The following is a 14,811-nucleotide window of genomic DNA, read 5'->3' on the forward strand; positions in this document are numbered from 1 at the left end:
ACGTGGGAATCACCCCTACACTCCACCTTCATGCTGCGCGCCCTCGCCGTCGACGACGAACGCCCCTCACTGGAGGAACTGCTCTACCTGCTGAACACCGACCCCCGCATCGGCAGCGCCGAGGGCGCCGGCGACGCCACCGAGGCGCTGCGCCGCATCAACCGCGCGCTGGAGTCGGGACCCGACGGGCCCGAGGCCATCGACGTCGTCTTCCTCGACATCCAGATGCCCGGCCTCGACGGCCTCGACCTGGCCCGGCTGCTCACCGGGTTCGCCCGGCCGCCGTTCATCGTGTTCGTCACCGCCCACGAGGACTTCGCCGTCCAGGCATTCGACCTCAAGGCCGCCGACTACGTCCTCAAACCCGTGCGCAAGGAACGGCTGGCCGAGGCGGTCCGCCGCGTCGTCGAACTGCGCGCCGCCGCACAGCGCGGCACCGCCGCCCCGCGCATCCCCGTGCACGAACCCGACCCCGACCACATACCCGTCGAACTCGGCGGCGTGACCCGCTTCGTCGCCGTCGACGACATCACCCACGTCGAGGCCCAGGGCGACTACGCCCGCCTGCACACCGACCGGGGCAGCCACCTCGTACGGATCCCGCTCTCCACCCTGGAGGAGCGCTGGCGCTCCCGCGGCTTCGTCCGCATCCACCGCCGCCATCTGGTCGCCCTGCGCCACATCGGCGAGCTCCGGCTCGACGCGGGCACCGTGAGCGTCCTGATCGGCTCCGAGGAACTCCAGGTCAGCCGACGGCACGCCCGTGAACTGCGGGACCTGCTGATGCGCCGGACCACGAGCTAGGCAGGGGAGGACACATGCCCCAGGACCCGACCGAACGCCGCGTGGTCGTCACCGGCCCGCCCCGCCGCGCCCGCCGCTCCTCCGGCTACTACCGCCCGCGCACCGAGATCGACGAGCAGACCACCCTCGGCCACACCTACGTCCGCTCCCTGATGCGCATCCAGCTGCGCACCGGTCTCACCGTGTTCGCCGTCCTCGTCCTGCTCATCGGCCCGCTCCCGCTGGTCTTCGCCGCCGCCCCCGACGCCCGCCGCCTGGAGTGGGCGGTGCTCGGCTTCGGGCTGTACCCCCCGCTGGTCCTGCTCGCCCGCTGGTACGTGCGCCGCGCCGAACGCAACGAACGAGACTTCGTGCGGCTCGTCGAGGGCCGCTGAGACCGGGACGCACACCGCCGTGAACTCCACCTACGCCGTTCCCGCCGTCGCCCTCGTCGTCCTCGCGACCGTCCTCGTCGGCGCCTTCGGCCTGCGCGTCTCCCGCACCACCTCCGACTTCTACGTCGCCTCCCGTACCGTCGGCCCCCGCCTCAACGCCGCCGCCATCAGCGGCGAGTACCTCTCCGCCGCCTCCTTCCTCGGCATCGCGGGACTCGTCCTCGTCCAGGGCCCGGACATGCTCTGGTACCCGGTCGGCTACACCGCCGGCTATCTGGTGCTGCTGCTGTTCGTCGCCGCCCCGCTGCGGCGCTCCGGCGCCTACACCCTGCCCGACTTCGCCGAGGCCCGGCTCGCCTCCCAGACGGTACGGCGGCTCGCGGGCGCCTTCGTCGTCGGCGTCGGCTGGCTGTACCTGCTGCCCCAGCTCCAGGGCGCGGGGCTCACCCTGACCGTCCTCACCGGGGCGCCCGACTGGCTCGGCGCGGTGATCGTCGCCGCCGTGGTCACCGTCATCGTCGGCGCGGGCGGCATGCGCAGCATCACCTTCGTCCAGGCCTTCCAGTACTGGCTGAAACTCACCGCGCTGCTCGTCCCCGCCCTCTTCCTGATCACCGCCTGGCAGAGCGACGGCGCCCCCAGCCACGCCTTCGACGAACCGGCCGCCTTCCGTGAACAGCGGGTGGTGCGCATCGACGACACGCTCGTGCTCCGGCTCACCGAGCCGCTCACCGTCACCGTGGACGGCACCGTCGACGGCCGCGAACTCGACGGCACCGAGACCGGCCTGTCCGCCGGCCCCCACCGCATCGACGGCGGCACCCGGCTCACCTTCGCCGAGGGCACCGAGGTCCCCGCCGCCGGACGCGGCGCCGACGACGCCCTGTCGCCCTCCCGCGCCGAGTCCCGCGAGGAACGCCCGCTGTACGCCACGTACGGGCTGATCCTCGCCACCTTCTTCGGCACCATGGGACTGCCCCACGTGGTGGTCCGCTTCTACACCAGCCCGCACGGTGTCGCCGCCCGCCGCACCACCGTCGCGGTCCTCGGCCTGGTCGGCGCCTTCTACCTCCTCCCGCCGGTCTACGGCGCCCTCGGCCGGCTCTACGCGCCCGAGCTCACCCTCACCGGCGACGCGGACGCCGCCGTCCTGCTCCTGCCCGGCCGCATGATCGGCGGAACGGGCGGCGACCTCCTCGGCGCGCTGGTCGCCGGGGGCGCCTTCGCCGCGTTCCTGTCGACGGCCTCCGGGCTCACCATGGCCGTCGCCGGCGTGCTCACCCAGGACGTGCTCCCCACGCGCGGCGTACGGCACTTCCGGCTCGGCACCGTGCTCGCCATGGCCGTACCGCTCGGGGTGAGCCTCCTGGTCGGCGGGCTGCCGGTGGCCGACGCCGTGGGGCTCGCCTTCGCCGTGTCGGCCTCGTCGTTCTGCCCGCTGCTCGTCCTCGGCATCTGGTGGCGCCGGCTGACCCCGCCCGGCGCGGCGGCCGGGATGCTGGTGGGCGGCGGCTCCGCGTTCCTCGCCGTCGCCGCGACCATGGCCGGCTACCCGGGCACGGGGCCCTGGCACGCCCTGCTCGCCTGGCCCGCGCTGTGGTCGGTGCCGCTGGGCTTCCTCACCATGGTCCTGGTGTCCCTGGCCACCCCCGGCCGGGTGCCGCCCGGTACGGCGGCGGTCCTGGCCCGCTTCCACCTGCCGGAGGAACTCCGCACGGAGGTGTCCGCATGAGCGGTTTCCTCGCCGGTCTGCTCGTCGCCGTCCTGCCCCTGCTGGCCGCCGGGTTCTGGATCGGCCGGCGCACCGCCCGCCCCGCCGGCCTCGCCGGGCTCGGCACCCCCGTCGAGCACGCCACCTTCGAGACCCTGCACACCGCCTCCCTGGCCACGCCCCCGCTGCGGGCCGGCCTGACGGAGGAGACCGCCGGCAAGTCCGCCCGCAAACTGCGCTCCCTGCTCGGCACTGACGCCCTCTGCCTCACCGACCGCGACCAGGTCCTCGTCTGGGACGGCGTCGGCGCCCACCACCGCGCCGAGATCATGGAACGCCTCACCGGCCCCCTCGACACCGGCCGCGGCGAGGCCTTCCCGCTCACCTGCGACACCCCCGACTGCTCGGTGCGCTGGGCGGTCGTCGCCCCGCTCACCGTCGACGACCGGGTGCACGGCGCGCTCGTCGCCTGCGCCCCCCGCGAGTCCGCGGTCCTGGTCCGGGCCGCCGGGGAGGTCGCCCGCTGGGTCTCCGTCCAGCTCGAACTCGCCGACCTCGACCAGTCCCGCACCCGCCTCATCGAGGCCGAGATCAGGGCCCTGCGCGCCCAGATCTCCCCGCACTTCATCTTCAACTCGCTCGCCGTGATCGCCTCGTTCGTGCGCACCGACCCCGAACGTGCCCGCGAACTGCTCCTGGAGTTCGCCGACTTCACCCGCTACTCGTTCCGCCGGCACGGCGACTTCACCACCCTCGCCGACGAACTCCACGCCATCGACCACTACTTGGCGCTGGTGCGGGCGCGCTTCGGCGACCGCCTCTCCGTCACCCTGCAGATCGCCCCCGAGGTGCTGCCGGTCGCGCTGCCCTTCCTCTGCCTCCAGCCGCTGGTGGAGAACGCCGTCAAGCACGGACTGGAGGGCAAGGCCGACACGTGCCGCATCCAGATCACCGCGCAGGACGCCGGCGCCGAGGCCCTCGTCGTCATCGAGGACGACGGCGCCGGGATGGACCCCGGCCTGCTCCGCCGCATCCTCGCCCGTGAGGTCAGCCCCACCGGAGGCATCGGACTGTCCAACGTCGACGACCGGCTCCGCCAGGTCTACGGCGACGACCACGGCCTCGTCATCGAGACCGCCGTCGGCGCGGGCATGAAGATCACCGTCCGGCTGCCGAAGTACCAGCCGGGCGTGCACCTGACGGGGCGGCTGACCCCCAAGTGAGGCCGGCCGCCCCGGGGCCCCTCAGGTGCCGCGGGTGGCCACCATTCCCAAGGTGATCAGCCCCAGGACGACCCAGCCGAACCACAGCCAGCCGTTGCTGCCGAGCGCCACCGTGTACGCCGTCACGGCGACCAGACCGCCGACGGTGAGCACCCCCATGGTCTTCGTCGACGTGGAACCGTTCGTGGAACCGGGCATCGCAACACCCTCCTCATGGTTCGGCTCCCTCCATGGTGCCCCCGTTCTGCCTCCTTACGGTGCACACGACGACATGTGTGCCCGATTTCCAGGGCCCCTCACTGGTCCACGACCCCGCTTCGTGGAGCGACGGGTCGAAGCCGTAGTCACGCGGAGGCACCGCGCGCGCACACGCCGTGTCCGACTCGGTGCGCGCCTCGGCGAGCGTGACGTCCTTGCCCAGCCGGGTGAACCCCAGCACCTGCTCGTCGTACGCCCCGTCGCACGACACCAGCCGCGCCTCCCGGCGGGACCGCACGTCCAGGCAGTCCCGCCGCTGCATCGTCGCCGTGTCGGCGAACGCCGTCCCGGGGCGGCGACGGCCCCCGAGCGGCCCGTACACCGGCCCGTGCGCCCCCAGCACCAGACAGGCGGTACGCCCCCCGGCCGCCTCGAACCCGTCCGCCGTCGGTACGACGGCCAGGCCGCGTACGTCGGCCAGCCGGCCGCGCAGCTCCCGCGTCCGCTCCTCGCAGCGGGCCGGGCCCCGCTCCCGCGCCTCCTCGTCCGAGGCGGCCTCGACGAACGCCACGACCTGCCCGTCGGGCGCCTGGTCCGCGCAGGTCGGGTCGAGGGCCAGCCGGGGCGTGCCGGTGAACGGGGAGCCACCGGGCCAGTCGGCCAGCACACAGTCGCCCTCCTTCAGCGGCTCGGCCAGCCCGACCGCCTCCCCGTACGGCACCACCGTCCCGCCTCCGCCGCTCCCCCGGTCGGCCAGCGCGTACCAGGCACCGCCCAGCGCCAGCACCAGGCCCAGCCCGCCGGCGAGCACCGCGCGCAGCGCGTGCGGGCGGGGGCGACGGCGGGTGCCGGTGGCGGCGGGGCCCCGTGCGCCCTCCTCGGGCGCCGGGTGGGCGGCGGCGTCCCAGGGCGGCTGGGAGCCGAGATCCGTCCGTGTCCGCGCGTAGGCCTCCGTCTGGGGCGTCACGATCCGCGTCAGCTCGGCCTCCGCCTCCCGCGCCGTCGACCGCAGGTCCGGGTCCTTGGCGAGCAGCCCCCGCAGCACCGGCTCCAGCGCGCCCGCCCGCACCGGTGGAGGCGGGTCCTCCATGACCACGGCGGTGACCGAGGCCAGCGGGGACTCCCGCGCGAAGGGGCCGCGCCCCTCCACCGCGTGGTAGAGCGTGCAGCCCAGCGAGAACAGGTCGGCCGCGGGGGTGGGCGGACCACCGGTGGCCCGCTCCGGTGCCAGGTAGCCCGCCGTGCCGACCAGCGCGGACGCCATCGTGTACCGCGTCTCCCCGGTGTCGGGCTGCACCGAGATGCCGTAGTCGGTGAGCAGCACCCGCCCGTACGGCGATCCGGTGCGGTCCGGGGCCAGCAGGATGTTCGCCGGCTTCACGTCCCGGTGCATCACGCCCCGCTCGTGCCCGGCGGTCAGCGCGTCCAGCACGGCCAGCCCGATCCGGGCGCACTCGGCGGGGGCGGGCGGACCGCTCCGGGCGAGCAGTTCCCGCAGATCGACGGCGCCCGCCACGTACTCCATGACGATCCACGGCAGCCCCTCGTGCTCCAGCACGTCGTGCACGGTCACCACATGGGGGTGACCGCGCAGACCGGCCGCGTGGCGGGCCTCGGCGCGCGCCCGGGCGACCCGGGCCTCCCGCTCCTGGCCGGGCTCGGCAGGGTCGCCGAACACGATCTCCTTCAGCGCGACCTCGCACGCGAGTCTCTGGTCGTGGGCGAGCCAGACGTGCCCCATGCCGCCGCTGCCCAGCCGGTGCAGCAGCAGATAGCGGCCGGCGATGACCCGGCCCACTCCCGACGTCGGTGATGAGGGCATCCGGTCACTCCCGGGTCCGGCGGGGGCGCTCGGCGGGGGCGCTCGTGGTGGGTGCTCCGGGAGCGACGGACACGCTCGTGGCCGGGGCGCTGCTCGCGGATTCGCCGGTGGGCGGTGGGGGAGTGGCGCGGGGAGGCGCGGAGGCGGTCCCGGGGGGTTCCGGAGGTGCGGGGCGCGTGGAAGGCGGTGGGCCGGACACGGTGCCCGGCGGGGGCGGCGGTGTCGAGTCGGCCGGTGGGGACGCGGCTTCCGGCGTCCCGCTCGGCGACGCCGGCCGCTCGGACTTCGACGGACCGGAGGACGGCGCGGACGGCGCGGACGGCGCGGACGGCGCGGACGGAGAGGACGGAGAGGACGGAGAGGACGGTGATGCGGGACTCGTCGTCGGCCGCGACGACTCCGGGTCCGGGGGAGTGGTGCCGCCACCGGACGGACCCGTGTCCTCCACCACGCTCAGCGTGACGTGCGTCCCGAACCGCAGCTCGGCTCCGGCGGCCGGATCGGACGCCGTGACCCGCGCGCCGTCCGGCGGCGGTTCCTTCCCGCCGTACGCGACCGCCAGCCCCCGCCCGGCCAGTCGCCGGCTCGCCTCACCGAACGTGGTCCCGACGAGGGACGGCACCGCCTGCCGCTTCCTCGTGTCGAAGGCGGTGTCCCCCTCGCCCGTCGTCCCCACGGGCCGCTCGATGCCCCGGTCGGGATCCTCCACGTCGACGAGGACGATCCGCTCCAGTTCGCGGGACGCGGGCCGTACGACCACGACCTCGGAACGGTCGTACCCCTTCCACTTCTCGTTCCGGTCGTCGAACGAGACGGAAATCCTGTTCTTGTCCCCCTCGAAGGGCCGCAGCGGATTTCCGCACGAGCACTTCACCGCCGGCATCCCCTGATCGTCGACCAGAATCGCGATTCCCGCCTGAAGCAGCGCGTTGAAGGGAACAGCCTTTCCCTTTTTGTAGTCGTGGTTCCTCACCAGAGTGTCGTGACGCAGGAGAACAGGGGTGAGCCCGTCGAGATACTCCGGTATCTCATCCGTACGGAGATCCAGCGCCCCGGCCCACGCCCGCGCCTTGCGGTCGTTGCGCGGCTCGGCGAGATACCGCTTCACCTGCTCGACGTCGCAGATCGCCGCCTCGCCGGTGCCCCCGTACAGGCCAGGCGTGTCCCCCTGCTGCAGACCGCCGTGAGCGGGCCGCGACCGTACGTCGGCGTCCCGTCCGAGTCCGCTGCCCTCGTCGAAGAACGGCGCGAGGGAAGCGGCCCCCGCGGCCACCGCCTTCACATCGAACAAAGGTGTGCCGGAATCGCACCCACTGGCGACAAGAAGTAATAACGACAGGACGGCGATCTTCCGAATCACCGCTTTTCCCGCCCTGTGCGTGAACGCGCGAAGTGCCATCACCGCTCCCCCTTGCGGTTCCCCCGACGCATTCATGCTACCGGTGGAAAACCCCCGTTCAAGGGGATCGGGAAAACGGTGAATTCAGTTTCCGCGTGCGTTCAGTGAGGCCAGATAGGCGTTGTACGCCTCGAGTTCCTTGTCCCCGTCCCGGTCGGCGGCGCGGTCCTTGCGCTTCGCCTGCCGCTGGTCCGAGGCGTACCACTGGAACAGCAGCGCGAGCAGCACCAGTACGGAGGGGACCTCGCTGAAGGCCCAGGCGATGCCGCCGGCCGCGTTCTGGTCGGACAGGGCATCGATGGCGAGCGAGCCGGGCGGGTTCTCGAAGGTGGTGACCATCGGCGTCGACGCCATCATCAGCGCGATGCCGAAGAACGCGTGGAACGGCATGCCCGCGAACAGCTCCAGCATCCGCATCAGATACCCCGGCCGGTGCGGCCCCGGGTCCACGCCCATGATCGGCCAGAAGAAGACCAGGCCGACGGCGAGGAAGTGCACCATCATCGCGATGTGCCCCACCTCGGAGCCCATCAGGAAGTCGAACAGCGGGGTGAAGTACAGCGCGTACAGGCTCGCGATGAACATCGGGATGGTGAACACCGGGTGGGTGACGACCCGCATGTAGCGGCTGTGCAGCAGCATCAGCAGCAGCTCGCGCGGCCCCTTGCGGCCCCGCCCGGCCGGCGGCAGCGCGCGCAGGGCGAGGGTGACCGGGGCACCGAGCAGGATCAGGATCGGCGACACCATGCTGATCACCATGTGCTGCACCATGTGCACGCTGAACATGACCATGCCGTAGTCGTTCAGCTTGGTGCACATCATGAGCCCGATGCTCAGCACACCGGCGACGAACGCGACGGTCCGTCCCACCGGCCACTTGTCACCACGCCGTACGAGCCGGACCACACCCCAGCCGTACAGGGCCAGCCCCAGCAGGCAGGCGATGAGGAAGAAGGGGTCCGCCGACCAGCCGAGCCCTCGCCCCAGCGTGAACGGCGGCAGATCCATGGTCATACCGTGCCCGCCGTGATCCATCCACCGGCTCCTGTTTCGTGCAGGTTGTACGCAATCCGTCCGCACCAGAGTAGAACCGCCCCCGGCGATCATCGTCACCGGGGGCGGCAAGCGCCCTAAAGGGGCGCGGGACTGTATCGATGTGCGGCTCCGCCGCGTGGGCGCGATCGACCACCGACGGCCCGCAGCCCGCGATTCACCTCACGGACCGAGCTGAACCCGGTACCTCAGAGAACACACTCCGCTTCCGCGTACCGCGACTCCGGCACGGTCTTCAGCGTCTCCACCGCCTCGGCGAGAGAAACCATCACGATGTCGGTCCCGCGCAGCGCGGTCATCCGCCCGAACTCTCCCCGATGCACCGCCTCCACCGCATGCCACCCGAACCGCGTCGCCAGCACCCGGTCGTACGCCGTGGGCGTCCCCCCGCGCTGCACATGCCCGAGGATCACCGGCCGCGCCTCCTTGCCGAGCCGTGACTCCAGCTCCAGGGAGAGCTGCCGTGCGATGCCGGCGAACCGCTCATGGCCGTAGACGTCCTTGCCGCCCTCGTCGAAGTCCATGGTCCCGGCCTTCGGCTTGGCCCCCTCCGCGGCGACGACGATCGCGAACCGCTTGCCGGCCGAGAACCGGGCGCCGACCTTCGCGGTCAGCTCGTCGATGTCGAAGGGCCGTTCGGGTACGACGACGGCGTGCGCGCCGGCCGCCATGCCGGAGTGGAGCGCGATCCAGCCCGTGTGCCGGCCCATGACCTCGACGATCAGCACCCGCTGGTGCGACTCGGCGGTGGTCTTCAGCCGGTCCAGGGCCTCGGTCGCCACGCCGACGGCCGTGTCGAAGCCGAAGGTGACGTCGGTGACGGCGATGTCGTTGTCGATGGTCTTCGGCACGCCCACTATCGGCAGGCCGTTGTCCGACAGCAGCCGGGCCGCCTTCAGCGTGCCCTCGCCGCCGATCGGGATGATCGCGTCGAGGCCGAGCTCCCGGACGTGCCCCTTGGCCCGCTCCACGCCGTCCCGCAGGTGCTCGGGGCGGACCCGGGAGGAGCCGAGGATGGTGCCGCCGCGGGCGAGGATGCCGCTCACGGCGTCGAGGTCGAGCTTGAGGTAGTCGCATTCCAGGAGGCCCTTCCAGCCGTCCCGGAAGCCGATGACCTCGTCGCCGTGGTCGACGACGGCACGGTGCACGACGGACCGGATGACGGCGTTCAGGCCGGGGCAGTCGCCGCCGGACGTGAGGACACCAATGCGCATAGCCCGAAACAACCTTCTCGAAGTGGGCCGGGACCGGACCGCGTTGTCCGGCTCGATCTCCGCCACCCTAGCCGCTCCGGGGGGCGGGGCCGCACCTGGCGTCCGCCTGCTGGACGACCCCGCTCACCTGTGCGGACCAGCCGTCAGACGGGCCGGTCGCACCGGAGTGCCAGGGGGTCGTCCGCAGGCGGACGGAGACTCACGCGGGCTGCTGCGCCGCCGCGATGCGCTCGTTCCGCAGCGCCTCGTACCAGCGGTCGTCGGTCGGCGGCAGCGCGTTGACGTCGAGCGCCAGCTTCAGCAGCAGGTCCGCGATCTGCGGGTTGCGGGCCAGCACCGGGCCGTGCATGTACGTACCGAAGACGGTCTCGTTGAACGCGCCCTCCGTGCCGTCCCCGGTGCCGTTGCCGTTGCCGAAGCGCACCTGGGCGAGCGGGCGGGCCGAGGGGCCCAGGTGGGTGACGCCCTGGTGGTTCTCGAACCCGGTCAGCGGGGGCAGACCCAGCTGCGGGTTGACGTCCCCCAGCACGTCGCCCACGCACCGGGCGCCCTCACCGCGTACCGAGACCACGTCGAGCAGGCCGAGACCGGGCTCGCGCTGGCCGAGGTCGTTGATGAACTCGTGGCCGAGGATCTGGTAGCCGGCGCAGACCGAGAAGACGATCGCGCCGTTGCCCACCGCCCGCTGCAGACCGCCGTCCCGGCGCAGCCGCTCGGCGGCCAGCCGCTGCGGACGGTCCTCGCCGCCGCCGATCAGGTAGATGTCGCCGGAGGTCGGGATCGGCTGGTCGCTGCGCACGTCGAGCCGCGCCACGTCCAGGCCGCGCTGCCGCGCCCGGCGCTCCACGACGAGGACGTTGCCCTGGTCGCCGTAGGTGCTGAGCAGGTCCGGGTAGATCCACACGACCCGCAGCTGGTTGTCGCTCACTTCAAGTCCCCTGGGGTGTCGTTGGTCAGTTGCCGACGCGGCGGCGCAGGTCCTGGAACGCGGTGTAGTTGGCGATGACCTCGATCCGGCCCGGCGGGCACAGCTGCACCGCCTGGTCGAGGTTCTCGCAGACCTGGAACTGCTGGTTCGCGACCTCCAGGCGCACCGCGAGGTCCAGCTTCCGGTCGCCGATGACGCAGATCGGGTGGCCGGTCAGCCGGGTGTAGTCGACGTCCCACAACCAGGAGGTGTCGGTGCCGTCGGCACCGCGCGCGTTCACCGAGAGGATCACCGGGGTCGGCGGCGGGTCGATCAGCGAGAAGGTCTCCAGCCAGCCCGCGGGGTTCTTGGCGAGCAGCAACCGCAGATCACGGCCCTCGAACTGGACCACGTCGTAGCGGCCGGCCACGGCCTGCACCTGGTACATGCGCTCCAGGGCGACCTGCGGCGGCACCCCGAAGACGGCGGCGACGGCCGCGGAGCTCGCGGCGTTGGCCTTGTTGGCGCGGCCCGGGAGCTGGAGGTGGATCGGCCAGGCGGAGCCGTGCGGGTCGAGCACGTGGTCGCCGGAGAGCGCCCAGCTCGGCGTCGGCCGGCGGAAGCCGCACTCGCTGCAGAACCAGTCGTCGCCCGGACGCTGCATCACACCGCCGCAGGACGGGCAGGACCAGGCGTCGTCCTTCCACATCTGGCCGGCGGCGACCCAGATCACGTTGGGGGAGGAGGACGCGGCCCACACCACCAGCGGGTCGTCGGCGTTGGCGACGATCACGGCCTTGGAGCCGGCCAGGCCCTCGCGCCAGTTCTCCGCGAGCATCCGCGTCTCGGCGGCGCGGTCGAGCTGGTCGCGGGAGAGGTTGAGCAGTGCGATGCACTTGGGGTCGGTGTCCCGGGCGACGCCCGCGAGGTACTTCTCGTCGACCTCGATGACGCCGAACCTGGCATCCGAGCCGCCGGCCAGCGCCGAGGTGATGCCGGCCGGCATGTTGGCGCCGAGCGCGTTGGAGACGACCGGGCCGGCGGCCTTGAGGGCCTCGGCGATGAGCCGGGTGGTGGTGGTCTTGCCGTTGGTCGCCGAGACCAGGGTCACGTCCAGGTGCTGTGCGAGCCGGGCGAGGAGATCGGGGTCGAGCTTGAGTGCCACCCGGCCGCCGATCACCGAACCGCTGCCGCGCCCGGCGGCGCGGGATGCCGCCGCGACCGCCTTGCCCGCGGTCACGGCCAGCTTGGCCCGCGGCGTGAGCGGGTCCGAGTTGCCTGCCATCAGTTCTCGATCCTCCTTGCGTACGCGCCGCGTCTGTGCCTGACGGCCACGTGGTGAGACCTCAGCCTATCGAGATCCGTTCGCACTCCAGAACCGCGGCACCATCGTGAGACGGGCGTTGCTGGGAGGACCGTACTCTGACGGTCATGCGACAAGGCTCCATCCCCGGCGTCCACGGACGTGTACGGCCCCTCACCCTGCTCGGCGACCCGGTGCTGCACGCGCCCTGCCGGGAGGTCACCGACTTCGGTCCGGAACTCGCACGCCTGGTGGACGACTTGTTCGCCACGATGTACGCGGCGCAGGGTGTGGGCCTGGCCGCCAACCAGATCGGCGAGCCGCTGCGGGTGTTCGTCTACGACTGCCCGGACGACGAGGACGTCCGCCACCTGGGCCATGTGGTGAACCCGCGGCTGGTGGAGACGGACGGGGTGGTGGTGCGCGGCCCCGAGGGCTGTCTGTCCCTGCCCGGTCTGGAGGCGGGGACGGAGCGGTACGACCACGCGGTCGTCGAGGGCTTCACGGTGACCGGCGAACCGGTCACCGTCCACGGCACGGGTTTCTTCGCCCGGTGTCTGCAGCACGAGTGCGACCACCTGGAGGGCCGGATCTACGCCGACCACCTGACGGGCCGGCGCCACCGGAAACTGATGCGGCAGGTGGCCCGGGCTTCCTGGCGCCGGGCGGACTGAACCCCCCGGGGACGCGGGGCCGCGTCGAGGTGCGGATCCGCCGCGTGGGCGCGACCGGCCGTACACGATCCGCACGCGACCTGTGAAGATCAGAACCCCGGACCTCCCACCTTGTCCCCCGCCGCCGCGAGACGCCCCCACAGCAGGTCGGCCAGACTCCGCACCAACTCCGCCCGAGAGCAGGGCCGTTCGCCCAGCCACCAGTCGCCGGCCGCGTGCATCATGCCGACGATGCCGTGCCCCCACACCCGGGCCAGCCGCTGGCCGTCCGGCCCGAGGTCCAGCCGTTCCCCGATGACCTGGGCCAGCTCCTCGCCCATCCGGCGCAGCAGCGGCGCCGAGTGCTTGCCGACGTCGAAGCCCTGGTCGCTCTGCGACTCCTCGGCCGGGTGCATCAGGAACCGGTACACCTGGGGCCGTGCCTCGATCGCCGAGAGGTAGGTGTCCAGGGTGGCCTCGACCCGTTCGCGCCGGTCCGCCGGGGCGTCCAAGGCGGCCCGCAGCGAGTCCAGCAGCGCGTCGGTGTGCCGTTTGGCCAGGGCGGCGTAGAGTCCTCCCTTGTCACCGAAGTGCCGGTAGAGGATCGGCTTGGTGATGCCGGCCTCGGCGGCGATCGCGTTCATGGAGGCCCCCGGGCCGTCGCGCAGCACCACCCGGTCGGCGGCCTCCAGCAGCTCGCGCCGGCGTCGGTCGGCGGACCGCTGCTGATCGGTCCGCTGTGTGGTGTTCATGAGCTCTCCCCACCCGTGCTGATTCGGTGACGCCTGCGCAAACTAACACTGAAGGCGATCCGGTCATCGAACGGGATGCCGACCGGTCCGAGGGAGTTGACTTTTCCTACCCACCGGTAACAGACTCGAGGTTACCGCAAGTAACACGCATGTGCGCCGCTGGAGGGGACATGGCCGAGTTCACCATGGAGCTCAACGACGAACAGAAGGAGGTCCGGGACTGGCTGCACGGCTTCGCCGCCGATGTGATCCGCCCCGCGGCCGCCGAATGGGACGAGCGTGAGGAGACTCCCTGGCCGGTCATCCAGGAGGCCGCCAAGGTCGGCATCTACTCCCTGGACTTCTACGCCCAGCAGTACTTCGACGCGACCGGCCTCGGCATCCCGATGGCCATGGAGGAGCTCTTCTGGGGCGACGCCGGCATCGCCCTGTCGATCGTCGGCACCGGCCTGGCCGCCGTCGGCGTCCTCGCCAACGGCACCGAGGAGCAGATCGGCACCTGGATCCCCCAGATGTACGGCGACGCCAACGACGTCAAGGTCGCCGCGTTCTGCTCCTCCGAGCCCGACGCCGGCTCCGACGTGGCCTCGATGCGCACCCGCGCGGTGTACGACGAGGCCAAGGACGAGTGGGTGATCAACGGCACCAAGACCTGGGCGACCAACGGCGGCATCGCCAACGTCCACGTCGTGGTCGCGGTCGTCGACCCGGACCTCGGCTCCAAGGGGCACGCCTCCTTCATCATCCCGCCCGGCACCCCCGGCTGCTCCCAGGGCCAGAAGTTCAAGAAGCACGGCATCCGCGCCTCGCACACCGCCGAGGTCATCCTGGACGACGTGCGCGTCCCCGGCTCCTGCCTGCTCGGCGGCAAGGAGAAGCTGGACGAGCGCCTCGCCCGCGCCCGCGAGAAGGCGAAGCAGGGCGGCGAGCGCGTGAAGAACGCCGCGATGGCCACCTTCGAGGCGTCCCGCCCCGCCGTCGGCGCCATGGCGGTGGGCACCGCCCGCGCGGCGTACGAGGTCGCCCTCGACTACGCGACCACGCGCGAGCAGTTCGGCCGCCCGATCATCGACAACCAGGGCGTCGCCTTCCAGCTCGCCGACATGCGCACCCGGATCGACGCCGCCCGCCTGCTGGTGTGGCGCGCCTCCTGGATGGCGATCAACGGCAAGCCGTTCACGGCCGCCGAGGGCTCGATGTCCAAGCTGTTCGCGAGCGAGACGGCCAAGAAGGTCACCGCCCAGGCCATACAGATCCTCGGCGGCAACGGCTACACCCGCGAGTACCCGGTGGAGCGCATGCACCGCGACGCCGCGATCTACACCATCTTCGAGGGCACGAGCGAGATCCAGCGCCTGGTGATCGCCCGTACCCTGTCGGGCATGCCCATCCGCTGAG

Annotated in this window: 14 protein-coding genes; 6 read left to right on the top strand and 8 right to left on the bottom strand. The window is 72.2% G+C overall.

The features are described from left to right. Positions 1 to 30 precede the first annotated feature (30 nt). The 4 genes from ACIA6T_RS19845 to ACIA6T_RS19860 are packed head-to-tail and all read left to right on the top strand — an operon-like array spanning position 31 to position 4,112. Positions 31 to 804, top strand: coding sequence for a LytR/AlgR family response regulator transcription factor (locus ACIA6T_RS19845; protein WP_399447783.1), 774 nt, complete (start codon positions 31 to 33; stop codon positions 802 to 804). 14 nt (positions 805 to 818) lie between these two features. After that, complete coding sequence (locus tag ACIA6T_RS19850) at positions 819 to 1,178, top strand: hypothetical protein (RefSeq protein WP_399447784.1); 360 nt, start codon at positions 819 to 821, stop codon at positions 1,176 to 1,178. Between the two features lie 19 nt (positions 1,179 to 1,197). After that, positions 1,198 to 2,910 carry a cation acetate symporter gene (locus ACIA6T_RS19855; RefSeq protein WP_399447786.1) on the top strand — a complete coding sequence of 571 codons (1,713 nt, stop codon included), beginning with the start codon at positions 1,198 to 1,200 and terminating at the stop codon, positions 2,908 to 2,910. Beyond that, entirely contained in the window at positions 2,907 to 4,112 is a 1,206-nt protein-coding gene (locus ACIA6T_RS19860) for a sensor histidine kinase (RefSeq protein ID WP_399447787.1), read from the top strand. Before ACIA6T_RS19855 ends, ACIA6T_RS19860 begins: the two co-directional genes overlap by 4 nt. A 21-nt stretch (positions 4,113 to 4,133) precedes the next feature. On the opposite strand, the gene ACIA6T_RS19865 is transcribed toward ACIA6T_RS19860, so the two are convergent. The 7 genes from ACIA6T_RS19865 to ACIA6T_RS19895 all read right to left on the bottom strand — a co-directional run bounded on the left by ACIA6T_RS19865 (position 4,134) and on the right by ACIA6T_RS19895 (position 11,990). Beyond that, positions 4,134 to 4,310: a hypothetical protein gene (locus ACIA6T_RS19865; protein ID WP_399447788.1), complete on the bottom strand. Its 177-nt coding sequence runs from the start codon at positions 4,308 to 4,310 to the stop codon at positions 4,134 to 4,136. 13 nt (positions 4,311 to 4,323) lie between these two features. Next, positions 4,324 to 6,132, bottom strand: a complete 1,809-nt coding sequence (locus ACIA6T_RS19870; protein ID WP_399447789.1) for a protein kinase — start codon at positions 6,130 to 6,132, stop codon at positions 4,324 to 4,326. A 4-nt stretch (positions 6,133 to 6,136) separates the two neighbouring features. Beyond that, a complete protein-coding gene (locus ACIA6T_RS19875) occupies positions 6,137 to 7,414 on the bottom strand; it encodes a DUF6777 domain-containing protein (protein ID WP_399447926.1) in 1,278 nt (425 codons plus the stop codon). A gap of 201 nt (positions 7,415 to 7,615) precedes the next feature. Then, positions 7,616 to 8,566 (bottom strand): cytochrome c oxidase assembly protein, encoded by a 951-nt coding sequence (locus ACIA6T_RS19880; RefSeq protein WP_399447790.1) that lies wholly within the window; start codon positions 8,564 to 8,566, stop codon positions 7,616 to 7,618. Between the two features lie 206 nt (positions 8,567 to 8,772). Beyond that, positions 8,773 to 9,798: a 6-phosphofructokinase gene (locus tag ACIA6T_RS19885; protein WP_385045274.1), complete on the bottom strand. Its 1,026-nt coding sequence runs from the start codon at positions 9,796 to 9,798 to the stop codon at positions 8,773 to 8,775. Positions 9,799 to 9,997: 199 nt separating this feature from the next. Beyond that, positions 9,998 to 10,726, bottom strand: a complete 729-nt coding sequence (locus tag ACIA6T_RS19890) for a type 1 glutamine amidotransferase (RefSeq protein ID WP_385045271.1) — start codon at positions 10,724 to 10,726, stop codon at positions 9,998 to 10,000. A 25-nt stretch (positions 10,727 to 10,751) separates the two neighbouring features. Next, the gene (locus ACIA6T_RS19895) at positions 10,752 to 11,990 is read right to left on the bottom strand and encodes a MurT ligase domain-containing protein (RefSeq protein ID WP_030865523.1); all 1,239 of its coding nucleotides are present in this window, start codon (positions 11,988 to 11,990) and stop codon (positions 10,752 to 10,754) included. 146 nt (positions 11,991 to 12,136) lie between these two features. On the opposite strand from ACIA6T_RS19895, the gene def reads away from it, so the two are divergent. Beyond that, entirely contained in the window at positions 12,137 to 12,682 is a 546-nt protein-coding gene (gene def, locus ACIA6T_RS19900; protein WP_399447791.1) for a peptide deformylase, read from the top strand. A gap of 89 nt (positions 12,683 to 12,771) precedes the next feature. Here the strand turns inward: def and ACIA6T_RS19905 are convergent, their stop codons facing one another. Beyond that, entirely contained in the window at positions 12,772 to 13,413 is a 642-nt protein-coding gene (locus ACIA6T_RS19905) for a TetR family transcriptional regulator (RefSeq protein ID WP_073934699.1), read from the bottom strand. Positions 13,414 to 13,583: 170 nt separating this feature from the next. Here ACIA6T_RS19905 and ACIA6T_RS19910 point away from each other — a divergent pair, with 170 nt between their 5' ends. Further along, complete coding sequence (locus ACIA6T_RS19910) at positions 13,584 to 14,810, top strand: acyl-CoA dehydrogenase family protein (protein WP_073934700.1); 1,227 nt, start codon at positions 13,584 to 13,586, stop codon at positions 14,808 to 14,810. Position 14,811 lies beyond the last annotated feature (1 nt).

It is taken from the genome of Streptomyces sp. NPDC051740, assembly GCF_044453165.1.
Taxonomy (GTDB): domain Bacteria; phylum Actinomycetota; class Actinomycetes; order Streptomycetales; family Streptomycetaceae; genus Streptomyces; species Streptomyces atrovirens.